The 18322-nt window shown below is 68.4% G+C and carries 12 protein-coding genes and 1 pseudogene; 3 read left to right on the top strand and 10 right to left on the bottom strand.

Going from position 1 to position 18322, the window contains the following annotated elements; translation table 11 throughout:
* Window positions 1–5: 5 nt before the first annotated feature.
* Genes secD through CVV72_RS04010 form a run of 3 tightly spaced genes read right to left on the bottom strand, consistent with a single transcriptional unit; the run spans window position 6 to window position 3330 of the window.
* Window positions 6–2276, bottom strand: coding sequence for a protein translocase subunit SecD (secD, locus tag CVV72_RS04020; RefSeq protein WP_219151087.1), 2271 nt, complete (start codon window positions 2274–2276; stop codon window positions 6–8).
* Window positions 2277–2333: 57 nt separating this feature from the next.
* Window positions 2334–2726, bottom strand: coding sequence for a hypothetical protein (locus CVV72_RS04015; RefSeq protein ID WP_255632500.1), 393 nt, complete (start codon window positions 2724–2726; stop codon window positions 2334–2336).
* 28 nt (window positions 2727–2754) lie between these two features.
* On the bottom strand, window positions 2755–3330 hold the full coding sequence (locus CVV72_RS04010) for a TetR/AcrR family transcriptional regulator (protein ID WP_219151086.1): 576 nt from the start codon (window positions 3328–3330) through the stop codon (window positions 2755–2757).
* Between the two features lie 81 nt (window positions 3331–3411).
* On the opposite strand from CVV72_RS04010, the gene CVV72_RS04005 reads away from it, so the two are divergent.
* Window positions 3412–3741: a rhodanese-like domain-containing protein gene (locus tag CVV72_RS04005; RefSeq protein WP_219151085.1), complete on the top strand. Its 330-nt coding sequence runs from the start codon at window positions 3412–3414 to the stop codon at window positions 3739–3741.
* Here CVV72_RS04005 and CVV72_RS04000 read toward each other — a convergent pair.
* A complete protein-coding gene (locus CVV72_RS04000; RefSeq protein WP_219151084.1) occupies window positions 3732–4382 on the bottom strand; it encodes a maleylpyruvate isomerase family mycothiol-dependent enzyme in 651 nt (216 codons plus the stop codon). The two genes, CVV72_RS04005 and CVV72_RS04000, sit on opposite strands and share 10 nt — an antisense overlap.
* 103 nt (window positions 4383–4485) lie before the next feature.
* On the opposite strand from CVV72_RS04000, the pseudogene CVV72_RS03995 reads away from it, so the two are divergent.
* A pseudogene (locus CVV72_RS03995) lies at window positions 4486–4898 on the top strand (RidA family protein).
* 78 nt (window positions 4899–4976) lie between these two features.
* On the opposite strand, the gene CVV72_RS03990 reads toward CVV72_RS03995, so the two are convergent.
* Complete coding sequence (locus tag CVV72_RS03990; protein WP_219145817.1) at window positions 4977–6131, bottom strand: IS481 family transposase; 1155 nt, start codon at window positions 6129–6131, stop codon at window positions 4977–4979.
* 164 nt (window positions 6132–6295) lie between these two features.
* The gene (locus CVV72_RS03985) at window positions 6296–12676 is read right to left on the bottom strand and encodes a DUF11 domain-containing protein (RefSeq protein ID WP_219151083.1); all 6381 of its coding nucleotides are present in this window, start codon (window positions 12674–12676) and stop codon (window positions 6296–6298) included.
* Between the two features lie 237 nt (window positions 12677–12913).
* On the opposite strand from CVV72_RS03985, the gene CVV72_RS03980 reads away from it, so the two are divergent.
* A complete protein-coding gene (locus CVV72_RS03980) occupies window positions 12914–13840 on the top strand; it encodes a hypothetical protein (protein WP_255632499.1) in 927 nt (308 codons plus the stop codon).
* Here the strand turns inward: CVV72_RS03980 and CVV72_RS03975 are convergent.
* The 4 genes from CVV72_RS03975 to CVV72_RS03960 form a co-directional block, all read right to left on the bottom strand.
* Window positions 13815–14681, bottom strand: a complete 867-nt coding sequence (locus tag CVV72_RS03975; RefSeq protein ID WP_219151082.1) for an alpha/beta fold hydrolase — start codon at window positions 14679–14681, stop codon at window positions 13815–13817. The two genes, CVV72_RS03980 and CVV72_RS03975, sit on opposite strands and share 26 nt — an antisense overlap.
* Entirely contained in the window at window positions 14678–14869 is a 192-nt protein-coding gene (locus CVV72_RS03970; protein WP_304511368.1) for a hypothetical protein, read from the bottom strand. The genes CVV72_RS03975 and CVV72_RS03970 overlap by 4 nt, the downstream gene beginning before the upstream one ends.
* Window positions 14870–15179: 310 nt before the next feature.
* Complete coding sequence (locus CVV72_RS03965) at window positions 15180–16718, bottom strand: S8 family serine peptidase (RefSeq protein WP_219151081.1); 1539 nt, start codon at window positions 16716–16718, stop codon at window positions 15180–15182.
* Window positions 16719–16745: 27 nt separating this feature from the next.
* The gene (locus tag CVV72_RS03960) at window positions 16746–18203 is read right to left on the bottom strand and encodes a trypsin-like serine protease (RefSeq protein ID WP_219151080.1); all 1458 of its coding nucleotides are present in this window, start codon (window positions 18201–18203) and stop codon (window positions 16746–16748) included.
* Window positions 18204–18322: the final 119 nt, after the last annotated feature.

Genomic DNA, 18322 nt, shown 5'->3' with positions numbered 1-18322 from the left:
GTCGATCACACCACCGCGCCGTTGTCGTCCCGCTGTCGTGCGGGCGACGCCTTCCGGACGGGACGTGCGGCCCCTGGCCACCGCTGATCGAGCAGGATCGCGACGGGACCGGCAGTGGCCACTGTGGACACTGTGCCCGCGACGAGACCGAGCAGGAGCGCGAGGGCGAAGTCGGCCAGCGATCCGTCCCCGAGGAACAGCAGGGCCCCGAGGACGAACAGCACCCCGATCCCGGTGTTGATCGTCCGCGGCAGCGTCTGCAGGACCGCCGTGCCGACGACCCGCGAGAACGGCTCCTTGCGGCGTTGCCCCCGTACTTCCCGTACCCGGTCGAAGACCACCACCGAGTCGTTGACCGAGTAGCCGATCACCGTCAGCAGCGCGGCGAGGAAGACACCGTCCATGGACTTGCCCAGCCAGGCGAAGATCCCGAGGATGATCAGGACGTCCTGCGCGAGCGCGGCCACCGTGGCCACGCCGAGCCGCCAGTCGAACCGCACCGCCAGGTAGATCAGCTGCGCCAGGACCGCGAGGCCGAGCGCGAGCACCGCCTTGGTGCGCAGTTCGGCGCCGAGACTCGGGCCGATCTGCTCGTCGCGGATCTCGGTCGCGTCGCCCGCGACCCCGGCGACGGCGGCCCGGATCCGTTCGGTGGCGTCCTCGCCGATCGGTTCGGTGCGGACGGAGATGTCCTTTTCCCCGGACGTCTGCACGACGGCACGGGGGAATCCGGCGTCGGAGACCGCGTCCCGGACCCGCTCGACGTCGGCGGGCGCCGAGGTGCTGTATTCGATGACCCGGCCGCCGGTGAACTCGACGCCGAGGTTCGGGCCCGCCACGAACAGTCCCGCGATCGCGACGATGACGAGCGCACCCGCGACCATCAGCCAGCGCTTGGGTTTCCCGAGGAACCCGGGATCACGGCGGTTCACCCACCGCCGGACCCGGCCCTCGTGGGTGAGCCCGGACAGCCGTGGTTTGCGCGCGACCACGCCTCGCATCGTGAGGTGCAGCAGCAAACGCGTGAGCACGAGCGAAATGAACAACGCCACGACGACACCGATGGACAGCGTCACCCCGAATCCGCGCACCGGGCCGGACGCCAGCCAGAACAGCAGCCCCGCGGCGAGCAGGGTGGTCACGTTCGAGTCGACGATCGCCGACAACGCGCCGCTGAACCCGCGGCTGACCGACCGCGGCAGCGAACCTCCCTGCTTGACGGAATGTTCTTCTCTCGCCCTTTCGAAGACGAGCACGGTCGCGTCGACGGCCATGCCGATCGCCAGGACGAAGCCGGCGAGACCCGGCAAGGTCAGTGTCGCGCCGACGGCGAGCAGCGCGGCATAGGACACGGCGGCGTACGCCACGAGTGCGCCCACGGCGATCAGCCCGGCCAGGCGATACACCGCGAGCAGGAACAGCGCGGTCAGCGCCAGGCCGATCACCGCGGCGCGAGCGCTGGCGTCGATGGCGGCCGCGCCGAGGGTGGGCCCGACGGTCCGCTGCTCGATGATCTCGACCGGTGTCGGCAGCGCGCCCGCGTTGATCAGCAGCGCCAGGTCCTTGGCTTCGGCGGGCGAGAACCGCCCGGTGATCTGCGTGCTCCCGCCGACGATCCCGACCCCGCAGGCGACCTGTGGGCTCACCTGCGGCGACGAGATCACCTTGTCGTCGAGCGCGATCGCCACCCGCCTCGCCGGATCGCCCGGCGGCGAGCAGGCGGCCTGCCCGGTCAGCCGCTCCCAGGCACGGCCGGAATCCCCTTTGAAGTCGACGGAAACCAGCCAGCCGCCGCCTTGGGAATCGATCGACGAGAGTGCCTCGTCGACGCCCTCGCCGGTCAGCGCGGCGGGTCCCAGGGTGATCGGCTGCCCGCTCTCGTCATTGAGGACACGGGAGTCGCCTGAAGCGGTGGCGAGCACGGGATGGAAGGACAGCTGCGCGGTGCGGCCGATCACCTCGACGGCCTCGCGCGGATCCCGCACGCCGGGCAGTTCGACGATGATCCGGTTGTCGCCGGAGCGGGCGAGCATCGGCTCGGCGACGCCGAGCGCGTCGACCCGGCGGCGCAGCACCTCGAGTGTCCGGTCGGTGGTCTGGGCGTCGGCGGTGACGGTGGGCGAATCCTTGGTCTCCAGCACGATCTGCGTGCCACCACGCAGATCGAGCCCCAGGCGCGGGGCGGTGGTCAGCAACAGGTACAGGGTCGCGGCGAGGACGACCAGCGAGACGACGGCTCGCCCGGTCATGCCTCGCCGCGCGGTTTCGCGCGGCACGAAGTTCTCCTCGAGGGGTTCCCGGTTCGGGCACGCGGACCGCGCGCCCGTTCAGCTTCAGAGGGCTGCCGGGAAAGGAGGAGCGCGATCCCCCAGCGCGAGGCGGTTCGCCGAGCGCGAGGGAGGGGTGACGTCGTCGTGGAGTTCGCTGAGGCGGAGCAGCGTCGTGGACGCCGGTCCGTGCGGGACGGTGCCGAAGAGAGGCAGGTCACCGTGACCGTGCACACCCAGGAGCGCGGGTTCGGCGGCGAGCCTGCCCGCGGCGCGCACCGGCGCGACGGCGTTGGAGACCGAGGAGTCGACCGTCGCGTCCGCCCCGCGCGGCTCGTCCGCTGACGCGGGACCGCCCGTGTGGAGCGCGAGGAACAGGCCGAGCGCGGTCAGCACGGCGGCGAGCAGCGCCGGCACGGCCTGCCTGGCCGTCCGATGCTTCCGGCTCTCCACCTTCATCGACACACTCCCGGGTCTCGCCGACACCCTACTGGGATCCGGCCCGCCGCCACAGGCGCGTGATCCCGGCGCGGACGCGGTCCTCTCCCAGTTCCGGCAGCAACGCGGTCAGATGTTCGGCCGCGAGCGGGGCCAGCAGGGCGTGCGCGGCGTGCTCGGGGTCGGGTGTGCCGTCGAGCAGCAGCGCGACGTGCCGGTGCCAGAACCGGTAGGCCCCGATGCGATAGCGCGCCCCTGGCGCGGCGGTCTCCGACATCCGCACGAGCGGCAGGTGTTCGAGCACGTAATCGACGTACGCGTCGGCGAAGGCGACGAGCCGTTCGACCGGCGGAGCGCCGGGGCCCAGCGGGGGCGGGCCGTGCAGGATCCCTTCCTGGAGCCGTCGTTCCCGCGCGTCCAGCAAGGCGACGGCGAGCCCCGCCTTGTCCCCGAAGCGACGGAAGAGCGTGCCCTTGCCCACGCCGGCGGCCGCCGCCACCTGATCCATCGACACCGCTTCGACGCCGTGCTCGGCGAACAGCGCCGCCGCCGCGTCCAGGATCGCGGCCCGGTTGCGGGCGGCGTCGGCGCGCTCCTTGGGCGGCGGCGTACGCAGGAGTTCCAACGAGGTTGCAGAAGCGGACTGCGGTCCGTTATGGTCGAGAGGCACATCCGGACTATAGTCCGATTAACTGGAGGTAGCGACATGACCGCACTCATCACCCGTGACGAACTGAAGGCCGCGATCGACGCGAAGACCGTGACGGTGGTCGACGCACTGGGTGGCGAGTACTACGCCAAGCAGCATCTGCCAGGCGCTGTTCCCCTGGTCCTCGCCGACGTCGACGCGCACGCCGCGACCGTGCTGCCCGATCGCGGCGCCGCCATCGTCACCTACTGCTCGAACCCCGCCTGCCCGAACAGCGGCCAGGTCGCCGACCGGCTCACCGCCCTCGGTTACACCGACGTCCGCAAGTACCGGGAGGGCATCGAGGACTGGGCAGACGCGGGCCTTCCCCTCGAGTCTCAGTCCTGAGAAAGGACCCGCTTCCGCAGGATCGGGACCCCGTCGCCGTCGAGTTCGTCAAGGTAGGCCGCCCGTCCGGTCATGACCATGATCAGTGCCAAGGTCGTTCCCGAGACGAGCGGACCACTCCCGGTGGCGAAGGGGCCATCGGTGGCTTGCAGCCGCAGCCCGCCGATGCGCCCCTTCGCCATCACCACCAGGTCCGACCCCTGGTAGTACTCGGCCAGCGCGGTGAGGACGTCGATCGGGTGATCGCGGCGGATGCCGAGCGGACGACGGATGTCCTCGCCGTGGACGATCGTCTCGCCGAGCATCGCCGGCTTCGGCAAGGGCGGTTTCGTCGTACTGGTGACGACACCGCGGAACCGCTCCAGCGTGTCGGCGCCGTCGTCCCCCATCTGCTCGGCCAGCCGCATGGCGACCTGCTTGTCGAAATCCCACCGGCAGCGGATCACGCCCGCCAGCCACCGCAGCGGGGTGAGACTCGCGGCCGAGGTGAGATGCGCCAGCACCTCGCGCACCGATAGCCCCGCGCACAGCGACGGTGTTCTCCACTGCTCCTCGGTGAGCTCCGCGAGGTCGTTCGCCAGTGCCGCCCGCTCGGCGTGGATCAGCGGCCAGACCTCGGTCTTCGTTCCTGAATCCGTCATCCGGAGTCCCTCCAGTAGTCGTCGTCCGGAGGTGAGACTCCCGCCGCGCCCCGGAATCATCGGTACTTTGGAGGCGATTTCCTTGATGAACGAGAGGGGACCGATGATCCAGCGCTGGAATCCGGAGACCGTGGCGGCGCCGATCGGCCCGTACAGCCATCTGGTCCGGTTCCCGCCGATCACGAACTCGTCGTCGTGGCCGGTCAGATCGGTGTCGGCCCCGACGGCGAACTCGCCGGGCCCGACGCCGAGTCCCAGACCCGGGCGTTGCTCGTCAACCTCGAGCGGCTGCTCGAGGCCGCGGGCGCCGGACCGGAACACCTGGTCAAGGTGTTCAGCATGCTTTCCGGCACCGAGCACCTCGCCGGGTTCCGCACCGCGATGCGCGAGACCTTCACCCGGTGGTACCCGGAAGCGGACTGGCCTGCCCAGTCGCTGATCGTGGTGGCGGCACTGGCGAAGCCGGAGCTGGTCGTCGAAGTCGAAGCGCTGATCGCGGTACCGAAGACCGCGTGACGGTCGCGCTGGGGTCGTGAGTGGTAATGGTCGTTCTAACGCTCTGTCCTGTTTCAGGACTTCGTGAACAGATGTGTTTCAGGACTTCGTGAACGGTTTCTGGTTGGTGAGACGTTGGTAGCGTACTGAGCGGTTGAGTGTGAGCTGGTGGGTGACCGTGTCGCCGATCATGATGGTGATGCGGTCGCCTTGCCAGAACACGGTCGCGGTGTGGCCTGCCCAGCGTCGGCCGAGGACGATGGAGCAGCCGGAGAACGCGATGACGCCGGTGGCGGATATCGGCCGCTGGGTGGTGCCGCTGGGGGCTTGCCGGTTGGTGGATGGCGCGGTTTTGGGGCTGGCGTCGTAGCGTTGCTGCGGGGTCTGGCCGTCGAGGCTCTGGTGCCGTCGCTGGGTGTTGTAGGTGTGCCGGTATTGGTCGAGAAGGTGTTGCAGGGCAACGAGGTTCTCGGCTGGGGGTCGTGCGGCGAGCCACTTTTGCAGGGTTTGGTGGACGCGTTCGTTCTTCCCGCAGGTCTGCGGGTGATAGACCGAGGAGGCGATCGTGGTGACACCCTCTCCGGCGAGGTGGCGTTCCAGCTCGACCATGAGGCCACGGTGCTTGCCGGAGAAAGCCAAGCCGTTGTCGGAGAGCACTTTCACCGGTACTCCGTAGCCGGCGAAGGCCTGCTGCAACGCCGCCCAGGTGTCAGCACTGTTCTCGCTGGCCGCGGCGTAGGTGCCGACGTCGAGGCGGGAATGGTCGTCGAGGATCTGGATGATGCAGACCTTCTGCCCATCGGCCAGGTAGTACTCCATGCCATCGATCTGCCAGCACCCGTTGGGGTCGGCGTATTCGAACCGGCGCCTCGTGCGGGGCCTCTTTCGCGGCTCCGGGGTGATCTGGCCGCGATCACGCAGGATCCGGTAGATCGCCGACCGTGACGGCAACGGCTCGAACCCGGCGTCTTCCAGCCGCCAGTGGATCGAGATCGGCCCGTTGTCCCAGCCCTCGTCCTCGAGCTCTTTGCGGGCCCGCAGCACCGCCTCGGCCACTTCCGGCCCGAACGCGGTCGGATGGTGACGCGGAGCGGTGCTGCGGCGGATGAACCCATCCACGCCCTCGGCTTTGAACCGGGTCACATACTTGTGGAACACGCCCCGGGAGATGCCGCGGTCACGGCAGAACCCCGAAATGTTGATCTTCTCGCCCGCGGCGACCCGCGCAACCGCGGCGACGAACTCAGGATCCATCGAAAACCCTGTACTGCCCATCGCCGGATGATCACCACAAACACCCTGGTCATCACGCCGACAGGCCGGTCAGTGTTCACGATGTCCTGAAACATCAACTGTTCACGATGTCCTGAACTCAGACAGGTCGTTCTAACGCTCTTTATCACTCACGACCCCGGCGCCTAGGACTCCCGGCGCCTCCGTCCGGCGAGGAGCAGCAGCGCGCCGATGGCCAGCATGCCCAGCGCCAGCACCGTCATCGTCTTCACCGGTGAGCCGGTCACGGCCAGCCCGGGCGGACGCGGGGTCGTCGGCGGTTGCGGGTTGGGCTTGTCCGGCGGCTGCGGCGTCGGCGGCTCCGGCGGCACCCGGGTGTCGGTGCCGCAGTCGGGGTTCGCCGAACCCGGCGGGCAGTTGCCGCCCGGCGTGTCCGACGTGACGACGTTGCGGAGGCGGTGGTCACCGATCGCCGGCTTCCGCACGGTGACGGCGTAGGTGACGGTGGCCTTCTCCCCCGGCTTGAGCACGCCCTTCCAGGTCAGCCTGGGCGCGGAGTAGGTGACCGCTCCCGTACTGGCCTTCGCCGTGCCGTCGAAGGTGGCGTCGTCGAGCACCTGGGTCAGATCGTCGGTGAACGTCGCGTCGTCCACTGTGGCCTGTCCGGTGTTCTCCACCGTGACGGTGTACGTCACGACCTCGCCCGGTTTCGCCTCCGCCTTGTCGACGGTCTTCTTGATCTTCAGGCTCGACAGCGGTGTCGTCGTCCCGCACTTCGGATCCTTGCTGCCCGGCGGGCAGTTGCCACCCGGAGTGTCGGTGGTGATGACGTTGGTCAGCTTGCCGTCGCCGTCGGTCTTGGTCACCTTGACGCTGTACGTGACCGTCGCCGTCTGCCCGATCTCCAGGTCACCGGTCCAGGTCAGCTTCGGTTCCTCGTAGGTCACCGAACCGATCGTCGCCGTGCCGTCCTTCTGGAACACCGCGTCGTCGAGGACCTCGGTGAGGTCGTCGGTGAACGTCGCACCGGTCAGCTTCGTCTTGCCGGTGTTGCGCACGGTCACCGTGTACTTCACGACGTCGCCCGGGTTCGCCGTGGCCTTGTCCGCCTTCTTCTCCAGCGAGATGCCGGGAACGGGAGTGACGGTCGAGCACGCCGGGTCGTCGGACTGCGGCGGACAGGTGCCCGGGGTGTTGGTGCTGACGGTGTTCCGCAGTTCGTGGTCGCCGGTCACGGGGTTCTTCACCTTCACCGAATACTTCAGCGTGGTCGAAGCACCCACCGGGAGATCGCCCGCCCACACCAGGTTCGGCGCGGTGAAGGCGAACGTCCCGGCGACCGGGGCCGCCGCGGCGTCGTCGGCGTAGTCGGCGTCGTCGAGCACCTCGGACAGGTCGTCCGTGACCCGTGCGGCATCCTCGCCGACCAGGTCGACCTTGCCGGTGTTGGTGACGGTGACCGTGTAGGTGACGACGTCACCCGGGTTCGCGGTCTGCCTGTCCGACGTCTTCTTGACCGTCAGTTCGCGCGACGGCACGTCCGCGACGCAGTTCGGATCGGTCGAATCCGGCGGGCAGTTGTTGCCCGGAGTCTCCGAAGTGACCACATTGGACAGTTTCTTGTCGCCGGTGTCCGGGTTCTTGATCTTGACCGTGTAGGTGACGGTCGAGGTCTGCCCGATCTCCAGCGAGCCGGTCCACGTCAGCTTCGGCGCCGCGTACGTGACGCTGCCGATGGTCGCCGCTCCGTCGTTCTGGTACTCGGCGTCGTCCAGGACTTCGGTCATGTCGTCGGTGAAGGTGGCCGCGTCCTGCTTGGTCTGCCCGGTGTTGGTGACGGTGATCGTGTACTTCACCGTGTCGCCGGGGTCGACCGACTTCTTGTCGGCGGTCTTCTTGATGAGCAGCCCGGAGATCGGGGTGGTCGTGCCGCAGTCCGGATCGGTCGAGCCCGGCGGGCAGTTCCCGCCCGGGGTCTCCGACGTGACGGCGTTGACGAGCTTCTTGTCTCCGTCGCCCGGATTCTTCACCTGAACCGTGTAAGTGACCGTCGAGGTCTGCCCGATCTCCAGCGAGCCGGTCCACGTCAACTTCGGCGCCGCGTACGTGACACCACCGACCGTCGCCGCTCCGTCGTTCCGGTAGACGGCGTCGTCGAGCACCTGGGTCAGATCGTCGGTGAAGGTGGCGTCGGTCAGCTTCGTCTGACCGGTGTTCTTGACCGTGACCGTGTACTTCACGATGTCGCCGGGGTTCGCCGACTGCTTGTCGACGGTCTTCTTGATCTCCAGACCCGAAACCGGGGTTTCCGTGCCGCAGTCCGGATCCGTGGAGCCCGGCGGGCAGTTCCCGCCCGGCGTCTCCGACGAAACGACGTTCTTGAGCCGGTTGTCGCCGGTGTTCGGGTTCTTGACCTTGACCGTGTACGTGACCGTCGCCGTCTCGTCGACGCCGAGGTCACCGGTCCACGTCAGCTTCGGCGCCGCATACGACACATCGCCGACCGTCGCCGCACCATCGTTCTGATAGTCCGCGTCGTCCAGCACCTGCGTCAGATCGTCGGTGAACGTCGCACCCGTCAGCTTCGTCTGACCAGTGTTGGTGACGGTCACCGTGTACTTCACGATGTCGCCGGGGTTCGCCGACTGCTTGTCCACGGTCTTCTCGATCGACAGACCCGACACCGGCGTCGTCGTGCCGCACTTCGGATCCGTCGAACCCGGCGGGCAATTACCACCCGGAGTCTCCGAGGTGACCGTGTTGATGAGTTTCTTGTCGCCAGAAGCGGGATTCTTGACCTTCACCGTGTACGTCACCGTCGCCGTGGCACCGACTTCGAGATCACCGGTCCACGTCAGCTTCGGCGCCGCATACGACACATCGCCGACCGTCGCCGCACCGTCATTCTGGTAGTCGGCGTCGTCCAGCACCTGCGTCAGATCGTCGGTGAACGTCGCACCGCTCAACTTGGTCTGGCCCGTATTCCGCACCGTGACCGTGTACTTCACGATGTCGCCGGGGTTCGCCGACTGCTTGTCCACGGTCTTCTCGATCGACAGACCCGACACCGGCGTCGTGGTCCCGCACTTCGGATCCGTCGAACCCGGCGGACAGTTCCCGCCCGGAGTCTCCGACGACACCGCGTTCTTGAGCAGGTTGTCGCCGGGGTTGGGGTTCTTGACCTTCACGGTGTAGGTGACCGTCGATGTCGCACCGACTTCCAGGTCACCGGTCCACGTCAGCTTCGGCGCCGCATACGTGACACCACCGACCGTCGCCGCACCGTCATTCTGGTAGTCGGCGTCGTCCAGCACCTGCGTCAGATCGTCGGTGAACGTCGCACCGCTCAACTTGGTCTGGCCCGTGTTCCGCACCGTGACCGTGTACTTCACGACATCGCCCGGGTCGGCCGACTGCTTGTCGACCGACTTCTCGATCGTCAGCCCGGACACCGGCGTCGTGGTCCCGCACTTCGGATCGGTCGAACCCGGCGGACAGTTCCCGCCCGGAGTCTCCGACGACACCGCGTTCTTGAGCAGGTTGTCGCCGGGGTTGGGGTTCTTGACCTTCACGGTGTAGGTGACCGTCGATGTCGCACCGACTTCCAGGTCACCGGTCCACGTCAGCTTCGGCGCCGCATACGTGACACCACCGACCGTCGCCGCACCATCGTTCTGATAGTCCGCGTCATCGAGCACCTGCGTGAGATCGTCGGTGAACGTCGCATCGGAAATCTTCGTCTGCCCCGTGTTCCGCACGGTCACCGTGTACTTCACGACATCGCCCGGATTCGCCGACTGCCTGTCCACCGACTTCTCGATCAACAGACCCGACACCGGCGTCGTGGTCCCGCACTTCGGATCCGTCGAACCCGGCGGACAGTTCCCGCCCGGAGTCTCCGACGACACCGCGTTCCTGAGCACGTTGTCGCCCGTGTTCGGGCTCTTGACCTTCACCGTGTACGTCACCGTCGCCGTGGCACCGACTTCGAGATCACCGGTCCACGTCAGCTTCGGCGCCGCATACGTGACACCACCGACCGTCGCCGCACCATCGTTCTGATAGTCCGCGTCATCGAGCACCTGGGTCAGATCGTCCGTGAACGTCGCACCGCTCAACTTGGTCTGGCCCGTATTCCGCACCGTGACCGCGTACTTCACGACATCGCCCGGATTCGCCGACTGCTTGTCCACCGACTTCTCGATCAACAGACCCGACACCGGCGTCGTCGTGCCACACTTCGGATCCGTCGAACCCGGTGGGCAATTACCGCCCGGGGTCTCCGACGTCACCACGTTCTTCAGCCGGTTGTCACCGGTGTTCGGGCTCTTGACCTTCACCGTGTAGGTGAACTCGGCGCTCGCCCCCGCGGCGAGCGTGCCCGTCCAGGTCAGCTTCGGCTCCACATAGGACACCGCACCGGGCGACGCGGTGGCGTCGTTCTGGTAGACCGCGTCGTCCAGCACCCCGGTCAGATCGTCGACGACCTTGAGGTCCGCCGCGGTGACCTTTCCGGTGTTGGCGACGGTGACCTTGTAGCGCACGACGTCACCGGGGTTCGCGGATTCCTTGTCCGCGGTCTTCGTCACCGTGTACGACGGTGACGGCACCTCGGTCTTCGCGCACGCGGCGGCGGGATCGTCCGGGCAGCGGTTGTCCGGCGGGACGACCGGCGGCGGCCCGATCGGGACGTTCGCGCGGTTCACCAGCTCCTTGCCGATGGCGGCCTCTTCGACCTTCACGCGCACGGTCAGCGTGGCCGTCTCTCCGACGGCGAGGCCGTTCACGGCCCAATCGATCGGCCCGGTACCGGACGCGGTGCCCTTCGAAGGACTGGACGAAACGTAGGTCGTTCCCGGTGGCAAGGTGTCGCGCACCGTGAACGCGGGCACGGGGATCACGCCGGTGTTCCGCACGGCCACCTGGTAGGTCAGGGTGTCACCCGGGATCGCCTCGGCGAGGTCGACCGTCTTCGTCAGCTGGTATCCCGGCGAGGCGACCGTGTTCCGCACCGTGTTCGACGTGCGCTCCTGCGGCCGCCCGGTGTCCTCGCCGCGGAAGGTCACCTTGCCGGTGTTGTCGAGTTTGGTGCCGTCCGGCACCGAGGCGCCGACCTTGACCTTGAAGTCCACCTTCTGCGCTTGCCCCGGCCTCAGATTCCGCAGGTTGCAGGTGACCAGCTGCCCGGCCGCCGAACAGTTCGGATTGGACCCGGCCACGAACGTGACGCCGTCGGGCAAGGTGTCGGTGAGCACCACGTTCGTCGCGGTGTCGAGATCGGTGACACTGCCGTCGGCGTGCCGGTTGGCGACGTCGAAGCTGTAGGTGATCTCGCTGCCCTTGGTGACGTAACCCGGCGGATTGTCGTCGGTGTTGCCGACCGGGTCGTTGGCCTTGGTGATCTGGAGGTCGGGTTCGAGCGCGTCGGTGACGAGCCAGATCGTCTGCGGGTACAGCGCGTCGCCGACGGTGCCGATCTTCACCTGGAGCGCGGTGGTCCCGGCGGGGACCTTGCCGGTGATGTCGATGCTGCGGGAGTCGTAGCCGACGTTGTTCACCGGATTGGGGTCGCGCGACGTGACATTCGTGCCCGAACCGGTGGCCGTGACCCGGTCGATGCGGCTGCTGAACGCGTTGTTGGTCACCACGCCGCCCGGCGCGGGCATGGCGATGGTCTGGAGGCTGGACGCGTCCGGGCCGACCTGGAGATAGTCACCGGTGATGGGCGCGTCGCCGTCACCCGCGACGATACCGAGTTCGACGTTGGGCTGGCGCGACGTCGGCGCCTTGATCCCGCTCAGGGCGATGGTCGCCGAACTCGGCGTGCTGCCACCGGCGACTCGCTGCAGACCGTCCCACACCTGCAGGTAGCGCAGCGGCTCGCTGGGCAGTTCGTAGGCGACCACCAGTGACCAGCCACCCCAGCAGCCGAGGTTCGTCCCGCTGATCGACTGGCCCTGGCAGGCCTGGATGTCGGCCACCGTGTACTGGCCGGTGCCGGCGTTCGCCACGAGAGACGTGACGTCGGCGGCGCCACCGTAGGCGTACAGGGTCGGGAAGCCGCCCGTGGTGGTCGCGGGGAACCAGTCGTAGGTTTCGGCGGTGATCCGCTGGTAGGCGTTCGAGCCCGGGGTCTTCATCGAGACCTGGTTGCCCCGGTTCCCGTCGCCGGAGGTCCCGCTGCTGGCGACGGGGTTGAACTGCCAGTACAGCCGGGCGTTGAGCACCTTCGCGCCGGCCGGGACGTTCAAGCTCGCCGCGGACGCGGTGTTGCCGGGCGCGGCCGGGTCGGTCTTGATCCACGACACCGGGCTCGCGTTGCTCGCGGACTCGTTGCAGACCACGCCGACGCCGCACTGGACGACGGAGTTGGCGGCCATCGTGATGCCACCGTGCGCCAGTCCGGAATACACCGGTTCCGGCCCGATCGGCCGCTCGGTGCCCGCTCCGCGAGGCTGGATCTGGGCGTTCGCGGGTACCGGGGCATTCATCAGCAAAGCCACGACGATCGTCGTGAGCACCGCCATGCCCCGGCGCCACCGATTCCGCCCACGACGTTCCGCCATGCCGCCTCCGCCTCACCCCTCGCTTCCGTCGGCCCAGGTCAGGACGGCGGCGACAGCGAGCTCAAGTCGTGGTCATCCTGGAGTGGCTTGATCGTCGAGGGCAACCGGGGCCGCCGGTGTCGCCTGGATAAAACCCGTTGAGTGGCCTCGAAACCCCCGGACGGGTGATGAATCACTGTCCACAACGGACGAGACCGGCAGTGGCGTTTTCGCGCGAAAAGTGCCATCGTCGAACACGTGATCGATCTTCCTTATCGCGGCTCCGGCCCTTATTGCTACGCCCATTCCCTCGCGATGATGCTCGGCCCCGAGGCTCCGGGCGCCGACGTACTCGAAACCGTGACCGGCAGCCCCTTCGGCATGCAGCTGATCGGCGGTTCGCTGCCCTTCTTCGACGCCTTCGGCTGGGATCCCGATCTCGGTATCGGCGAGGCCCTCGACGTCCTCGGCTGGCGCGCGGAAACGGCGAGCGAGCCGGATCCGGACGCCGCCTTCGCCCGGCTCGTGAAAAGCCTCGCCGACGGCCCGGTCCTGCTCGGCCCGGTCGAAATGGGGCACCTGCGCCACCAGCCCGGGATGACCGGCCCGATCGGCGCCGACCATTTCCTGGTCGCGCTCGGCGCGGACGACGAGTCCGTCACCGCCCACGACCCGCAGGGATACCCGTACGCACGGATCCCGCTGGCGGATTTCGCCGCCGCCTGGCGCGCGGAAACGGTCGCCTACGGCAAACCGCACACGATGCGGACGAAGTTCGTGCGGCACACCGTCGTCGAGGACGAGGCCGCGATCGTGGCCTCGCTCCCCAGGGCGATCAGGCGGCTCAGCGGGGAGAACGACACCGGGCTCCCGCCCGGCACGCTCGGCAACGGCGACGCGGCACTCGCGCTCGCCGACCGGATCGCCCGCGGCGGCGACGCGGACCTGCGGGGACTGCTCGTCCATTTCGTCGTGCGCCTCGGTGCTCGACGGACGGCCGACGCCGCGGCGTGCCTGCGCCGGGTCGGCCGCGAAGAGGCCGCCGCCGTCCTCACCATGCAGGCCCGGCTGATCGGCTCGTTGCAGTACGACCTCGTCGTCGAGAATGACGCGCGTGCCGCCGCGACCCTCCGGGCGCTCGCCCCGACCTACGAAGGACTCAGGCGTGCGCTGACGTCATCCTGACGATTTCGCGGACGATCACATCGGGCTCGGTCAACGGGACGTAGTGGCCGGACCGCTCCGCGATAACGTGCCTGCCACCGGGCGAGAGGCTCACCCGGTGAGCATGGGAGGCGTTCGCCCGAGCCCTCATGCCGTCGGAGAATCCGCCTCCGCCGAGTCCGCCGGACACCACGGTGACCGGGATGTCGCCGAGTACCGGCGGATCCTGCCGCCAAAGGGCCAGTTCGTCGAGGAAGGTGCGGGCCTGTTCCCGCTGGGTCCGCACCGTCCCGGCGGTGAACGCCTCCCGTTCGAGGTCGCGGCGGACGTCGTCCGGGATCCCCCGCAGCAGGCCGCGGAAGACGACCTTGAGCAGGCCCAGCCGCGCGAGGAGGGCGCCGACCAGAAGCATGGCGCGTTCACCGGTGCGGAAGGCGCGGCCGAAGAGGACGTCCGCCGCCTCGTCGGTCGGGTCGACCAGCACCAGCCCGGCGATCCGCTCCGGGCGGCGGGCGGCGGCCTGCCGCACGATCGGACCGCCGGCGCTGTGCCCGGCGAGGACGTACGGCCCCTGGCCGAAATGATCGAGGACGTCGTTGAGGTCGTCGGCCATCCGCCGCAGCGTACGGCCGCCGGTGTCGGGGGCGCTGCGGCCGAGCCCGGACCGGTCGTAGACGATCGCTCGGGCGTATCGGGCGACCTCCGGCTGAACCGTCGCCCACGACGACCGGGTGGCGGCGGCGCCCGCTTCGAACACGACCGTCGGCCCGGTGGCGCCCTCCGGCCCCGGGTGCACCATCGCGTGGAGCCGTCTGCCGTCGCGGGTCACGACCCATTCCGGCGCGCCTTGGGTGTGGGTCATCTCGCGGTGATCCTCCAGCCGGTGGCGTCGATCTGCCGTCGCCAGAACTCGGCGAAACGGCCCTGTTCCGCAAGGAGTCGTTCGACGGTGCCGTCTTCGGAGATCCGCCCGTCTTCGAGGAAGAGCACCCGGTCGGCGTGCCGGATCCCGGCGATCCGATGGGTGACGATCACTCGCGTCCGCGGCACGGGATCGGCGCCGGACGGCCACCGATCTTCGGCATCTCGCCCCCCTTGGAAAGTTATAGGGGGAAACTAAGGGTGGGCTTAGTTGGTGTCAATGCGCAGTTCGGCCGGTGGCCGGAAGCTGCCAAGGGGTTGCCGGACCAGGGCCGGGGCATGTTGCGAAAGTGGCTTTCGCAACCTCGCCGGGTTGGGCAGCCCGCTTGCGGGGAACGTCGCCTGCGTGAGGTGCCCAGGCGGACGAACATCGGCGGGACCGCCGAAGCGGCCCCGCCGATGCTTTCCCTCCCCGCCCTGCCGGCGAGTCTCAGTGGGTTCAGAACGTGATGGTGAACCCGTCGATCGAACCGGTGTCGAACCGGTAGACGTCCTGCGCGCTCAGCTTCCAGGTACCGTTGGCCGCCTCACCGGACGCGTCGACCGTGAAGGTCTCGTGCACACCGGCTGCCGAACCGACACCACCGGACTCCTTGAGCCGGTAGGCCCTGCCACTCGGCCCGATGAGGTCGAGCACGAGGTCCGCGGTGTAAGTGTGCGAGATGTCCACCTTAACCGGCAGCGACGCGGAAGCCTTGCCGTCACAGCCTTCCTGGGTCACGGAGCTGGTCACCGCCGCCCCGGCGTCCGGAATGGACACCGGCGTGGTGTTCGACCTGGCGCCGCATTGCGGGCCGGGGCCGCCGCTGCCGATCGACGAGACGTTCAGCAGTTTGTTCGGCGAGCCGCTGCCCGCGTTCTTGACGACACCCGCGGTCGCGCCGTTCACCAGCGCGTCCCGCACCTGCTGCGGAGTGGCGCCCGGGTTGGCCGACAGGTAGAGCGCGGCCGCGCCGACGACGTGCGGTGTCGCCATCGAGGTCCCGTTCATCACCGCCGAACCGCCGCTGCTCGGGCTCAGCGACGTGATGTTCGAACCGGGGGCGAAGATGTCGGTGCAGCTTCCGTAGTTGGAGAACGAAGACCGGTTGTCCGAGGAATCCGAGGCGTTGACCGTGATCGCCTCGGGCACCCTTGCCGGGCTCGTGTTGCAGGCATCGGTGGAGGCGTTGCCCGCCGCCACGCCGTAGACGACGCCCGACGCGATCGACCGCTTCACCGCGTCGTCCCCGACTCCGGGGGCGTCCATGGTCAGGCTCATGTTCGCCACGGCGGGTTTCTTGGCGTTGGCCGTCACCCAGTCGACGGCGTCGATGATGCCCGAGTCCGGTCCGGAGTTGTTGCAGCCCAGCACCTTCAGCCCGACGATCTTGACCTTCTTCGCGACGCCGTAGGTCTTGCTGCCGATCGTGCCCGCGGTGTGGCTGCCGTGTCCGTTGCAGTCCGTGCCGTCGCCACCCATGAAGTCCTTGCCGAGGCTGGCGCGCCCCTCGTACTCCGGATTCGACGGGTTGATGCCGCTGTCGAGGTCGTACGCGGTGACGCCCGCGCCCTCGTTGGGGTAGGTGTAGGCCTTGTCGAGCGGGAGGTTCTTCTGGTCGATCCGGTCCAGACCCCAGGTCGGGTTCTGCTGGGTTCCGGTGCCGCGTGCGGTGCCGTCTTCGTACACCGCCTTGACCGACGGGTCCGCGGCGAGCTTCCGCGCTTCCGCGGGGGTCATGCTCTTGGCCGAGAACCCGCGGATGGCCGCCGTCCAGACGGAACGGACCTCACCGCCGTACCGTTTCGCCAGATCGGCCGACGCCGACTGTCCCGCGGCGGCGACGTCGTGGAGGACGACGATGTACTGGTCGCCGTAGTGCTCCTTGGCGGGGATCACCACGCCTTCGGCCTCGGCGGCGACGGCCGTTCCGGCGCCGAGGGCGAGCAGCGGGCTCAGCAGGCCGAGCGCCAGCAGGGTCTTCGTCTTGTCACGCATGGGAAATCCCCTCTGTTTCGATGACGGTCACTGGACGGTGAGGGTGTACGTGGTGGTCGCGGTCTTGCCGCCACTGTCCTTCGCGGTCACCGTGATCGGATACGTGCCGGGCTGGTACGGCGCGAAGACCTGCATGGTCGAACTGCCGCCGCTCGACACGGTCCGCGGCGAGAACATCGGGGTGATCGGCAGCCCGGATCCACTGGCGGACAACGTGATCGAACCGGTGCCGCCGGTCGCGGTGACGGTGGCCGTCACCAGCGAACCCACGCGGCCGGATCCCGAAGACGGGTTCACGGTCACCTTCAGGTCGCCGACGGGAGGTTCACCGGCGCCGACGGTGAGCGACAGGCCCGCGGTGGCCGTCTCGGTGGTTCCCTTACCGGAAATCGTGACCTGGTAAGCCTTTTCCGGGGTCCCGGTGGCGGTCTCGATGGTCAGCTTCGCCACTTCGCCCGCCTTGATCGTGGCGGGCTGGAACGTGGCCTTGGCACCTTCGGGGAGTCCCGAGGCCGACAGGGTGATGCTCTCGGCGCCGTTCTTGCCCGGTTTGCTCGTGACACTCGCCGACACGTATTTGCCCGGCAGGACCTTCACCGACGAGGGCGAAGCCGCGAGGGTGAAGGCGTCACCAGGCTGCTGGCCGCCGATCTGCTCGGCGACCCAGTCCCCCATCTCGTTGTTGAGCCTGCTGTAGACGCTGTACCAGCGGAAGTCACTGCGGCTCCAGGACGCCACCCCGACGACCTTCCCGCCGACGACGAACGGTCCTCCGCTGTCCCCCGGCAGGATGGTCTTGCGGCCATCGGAGTACCCGGCGCAGATCATCGTCTTCGGGTCGACGCCGTTCTCCACGCCGGTGCACTGGCTCGCGTTCACGATCGGCAACGTCAGCTTGTGCAGCGTGACGTCCTGAGTGGAGTCGTTGATGTCCTTCTTGCCGTACCCGAGGCTGAACCCGTCCTTGCCCGGCGTCTCCAAGCCGGTGTCGGCGGACGTGGCGACCTTCGCGTAACCACCGGGCGGGACCGGGATGTCGCCGTCGACGGTGATCACCGCGACGTCGTAGCCGTTCCAGGGCTGGGTGAACCTGGGATGGACCTGGTAGTCGACGGCCTTCAGCTGGGTGCCGCCCGCGCTCCTCAGGTCATCGAGTCCATAAAGGACACTCTTCTCGCCCGCCAGCTCCTTGCAGTGGGCCGCGACCAGGACCTTCCGCGGTGCGATGACGGAGCCGGAGCAGCTCTGCCCCCTCGGCCGCGAACCACCCTCCCGCAGTGCGGCGATGACGTACGGGTGGTCCTGCACCGAGGCCGGGGTGCCGCCGATGCTCTGACCGTGGACACCGCCCGTCGGCAAGGGCGCGGCGTCGGTCGGGCTGATGGCGTGAAGAGGGTCGGCCGGTGCCGCACCGGCGAAGCCCGCCGCCGGCGCCAGCGCGGCCATGGTCAGGACGACCACGCCGAAGATCCGTTTTCTGCTCACGGTGATTCCTTTCAGGGAAATCGCGACTGCCCGACAACTGTCGATCGGCGGCGGAAACGGAACAATAGTGGAGCGCGGCGGACGGCCCACTATTTAAAGAAAGCGCCTCTCACCTGCGG

It is taken from the genome of Amycolatopsis sp. TNS106 (assembly GCF_019330265.1).
GTDB lineage: Bacteria > Actinomycetota > Actinomycetes > Mycobacteriales > Pseudonocardiaceae > Amycolatopsis > Amycolatopsis lurida.
This window is presented reverse-complemented; position numbering and strand designations above follow the sequence as displayed.

Coding starts and splice junctions, on each gene's coding strand:
- CVV72_RS04015 (WP_255632500.1), bottom strand. CDS start 2,726: ATGAAGGTGGAGAGCCGGAAGCATCGGACGGCCAGGCAGGCCGTGCCG.
- CVV72_RS04005 (WP_219151085.1), top strand. CDS start 3,412: ATGACCGCACTCATCACCCGTGACGAACTGAAGGCCGCGATCGACGCG.
- CVV72_RS04000 (WP_219151084.1), bottom strand. CDS start 4,382: ATGACGGATTCAGGAACGAAGACCGAGGTCTGGCCGCTGATCCACGCC.
- CVV72_RS03990 (WP_219145817.1), bottom strand. CDS start 6,131: ATGGATCCTGAGTTCGTCGCCGCGGTTGCGCGGGTCGCCGCGGGCGAG.
- CVV72_RS03985 (WP_219151083.1), bottom strand. CDS start 12,676: ATGGCGGAACGTCGTGGGCGGAATCGGTGGCGCCGGGGCATGGCGGTG.
- CVV72_RS03975 (WP_219151082.1), bottom strand. CDS start 14,681: ATGACCCACACCCAAGGCGCGCCGGAATGGGTCGTGACCCGCGACGGC.
- CVV72_RS03965 (WP_219151081.1), bottom strand. CDS start 16,718: ATGCGTGACAAGACGAAGACCCTGCTGGCGCTCGGCCTGCTGAGCCCG.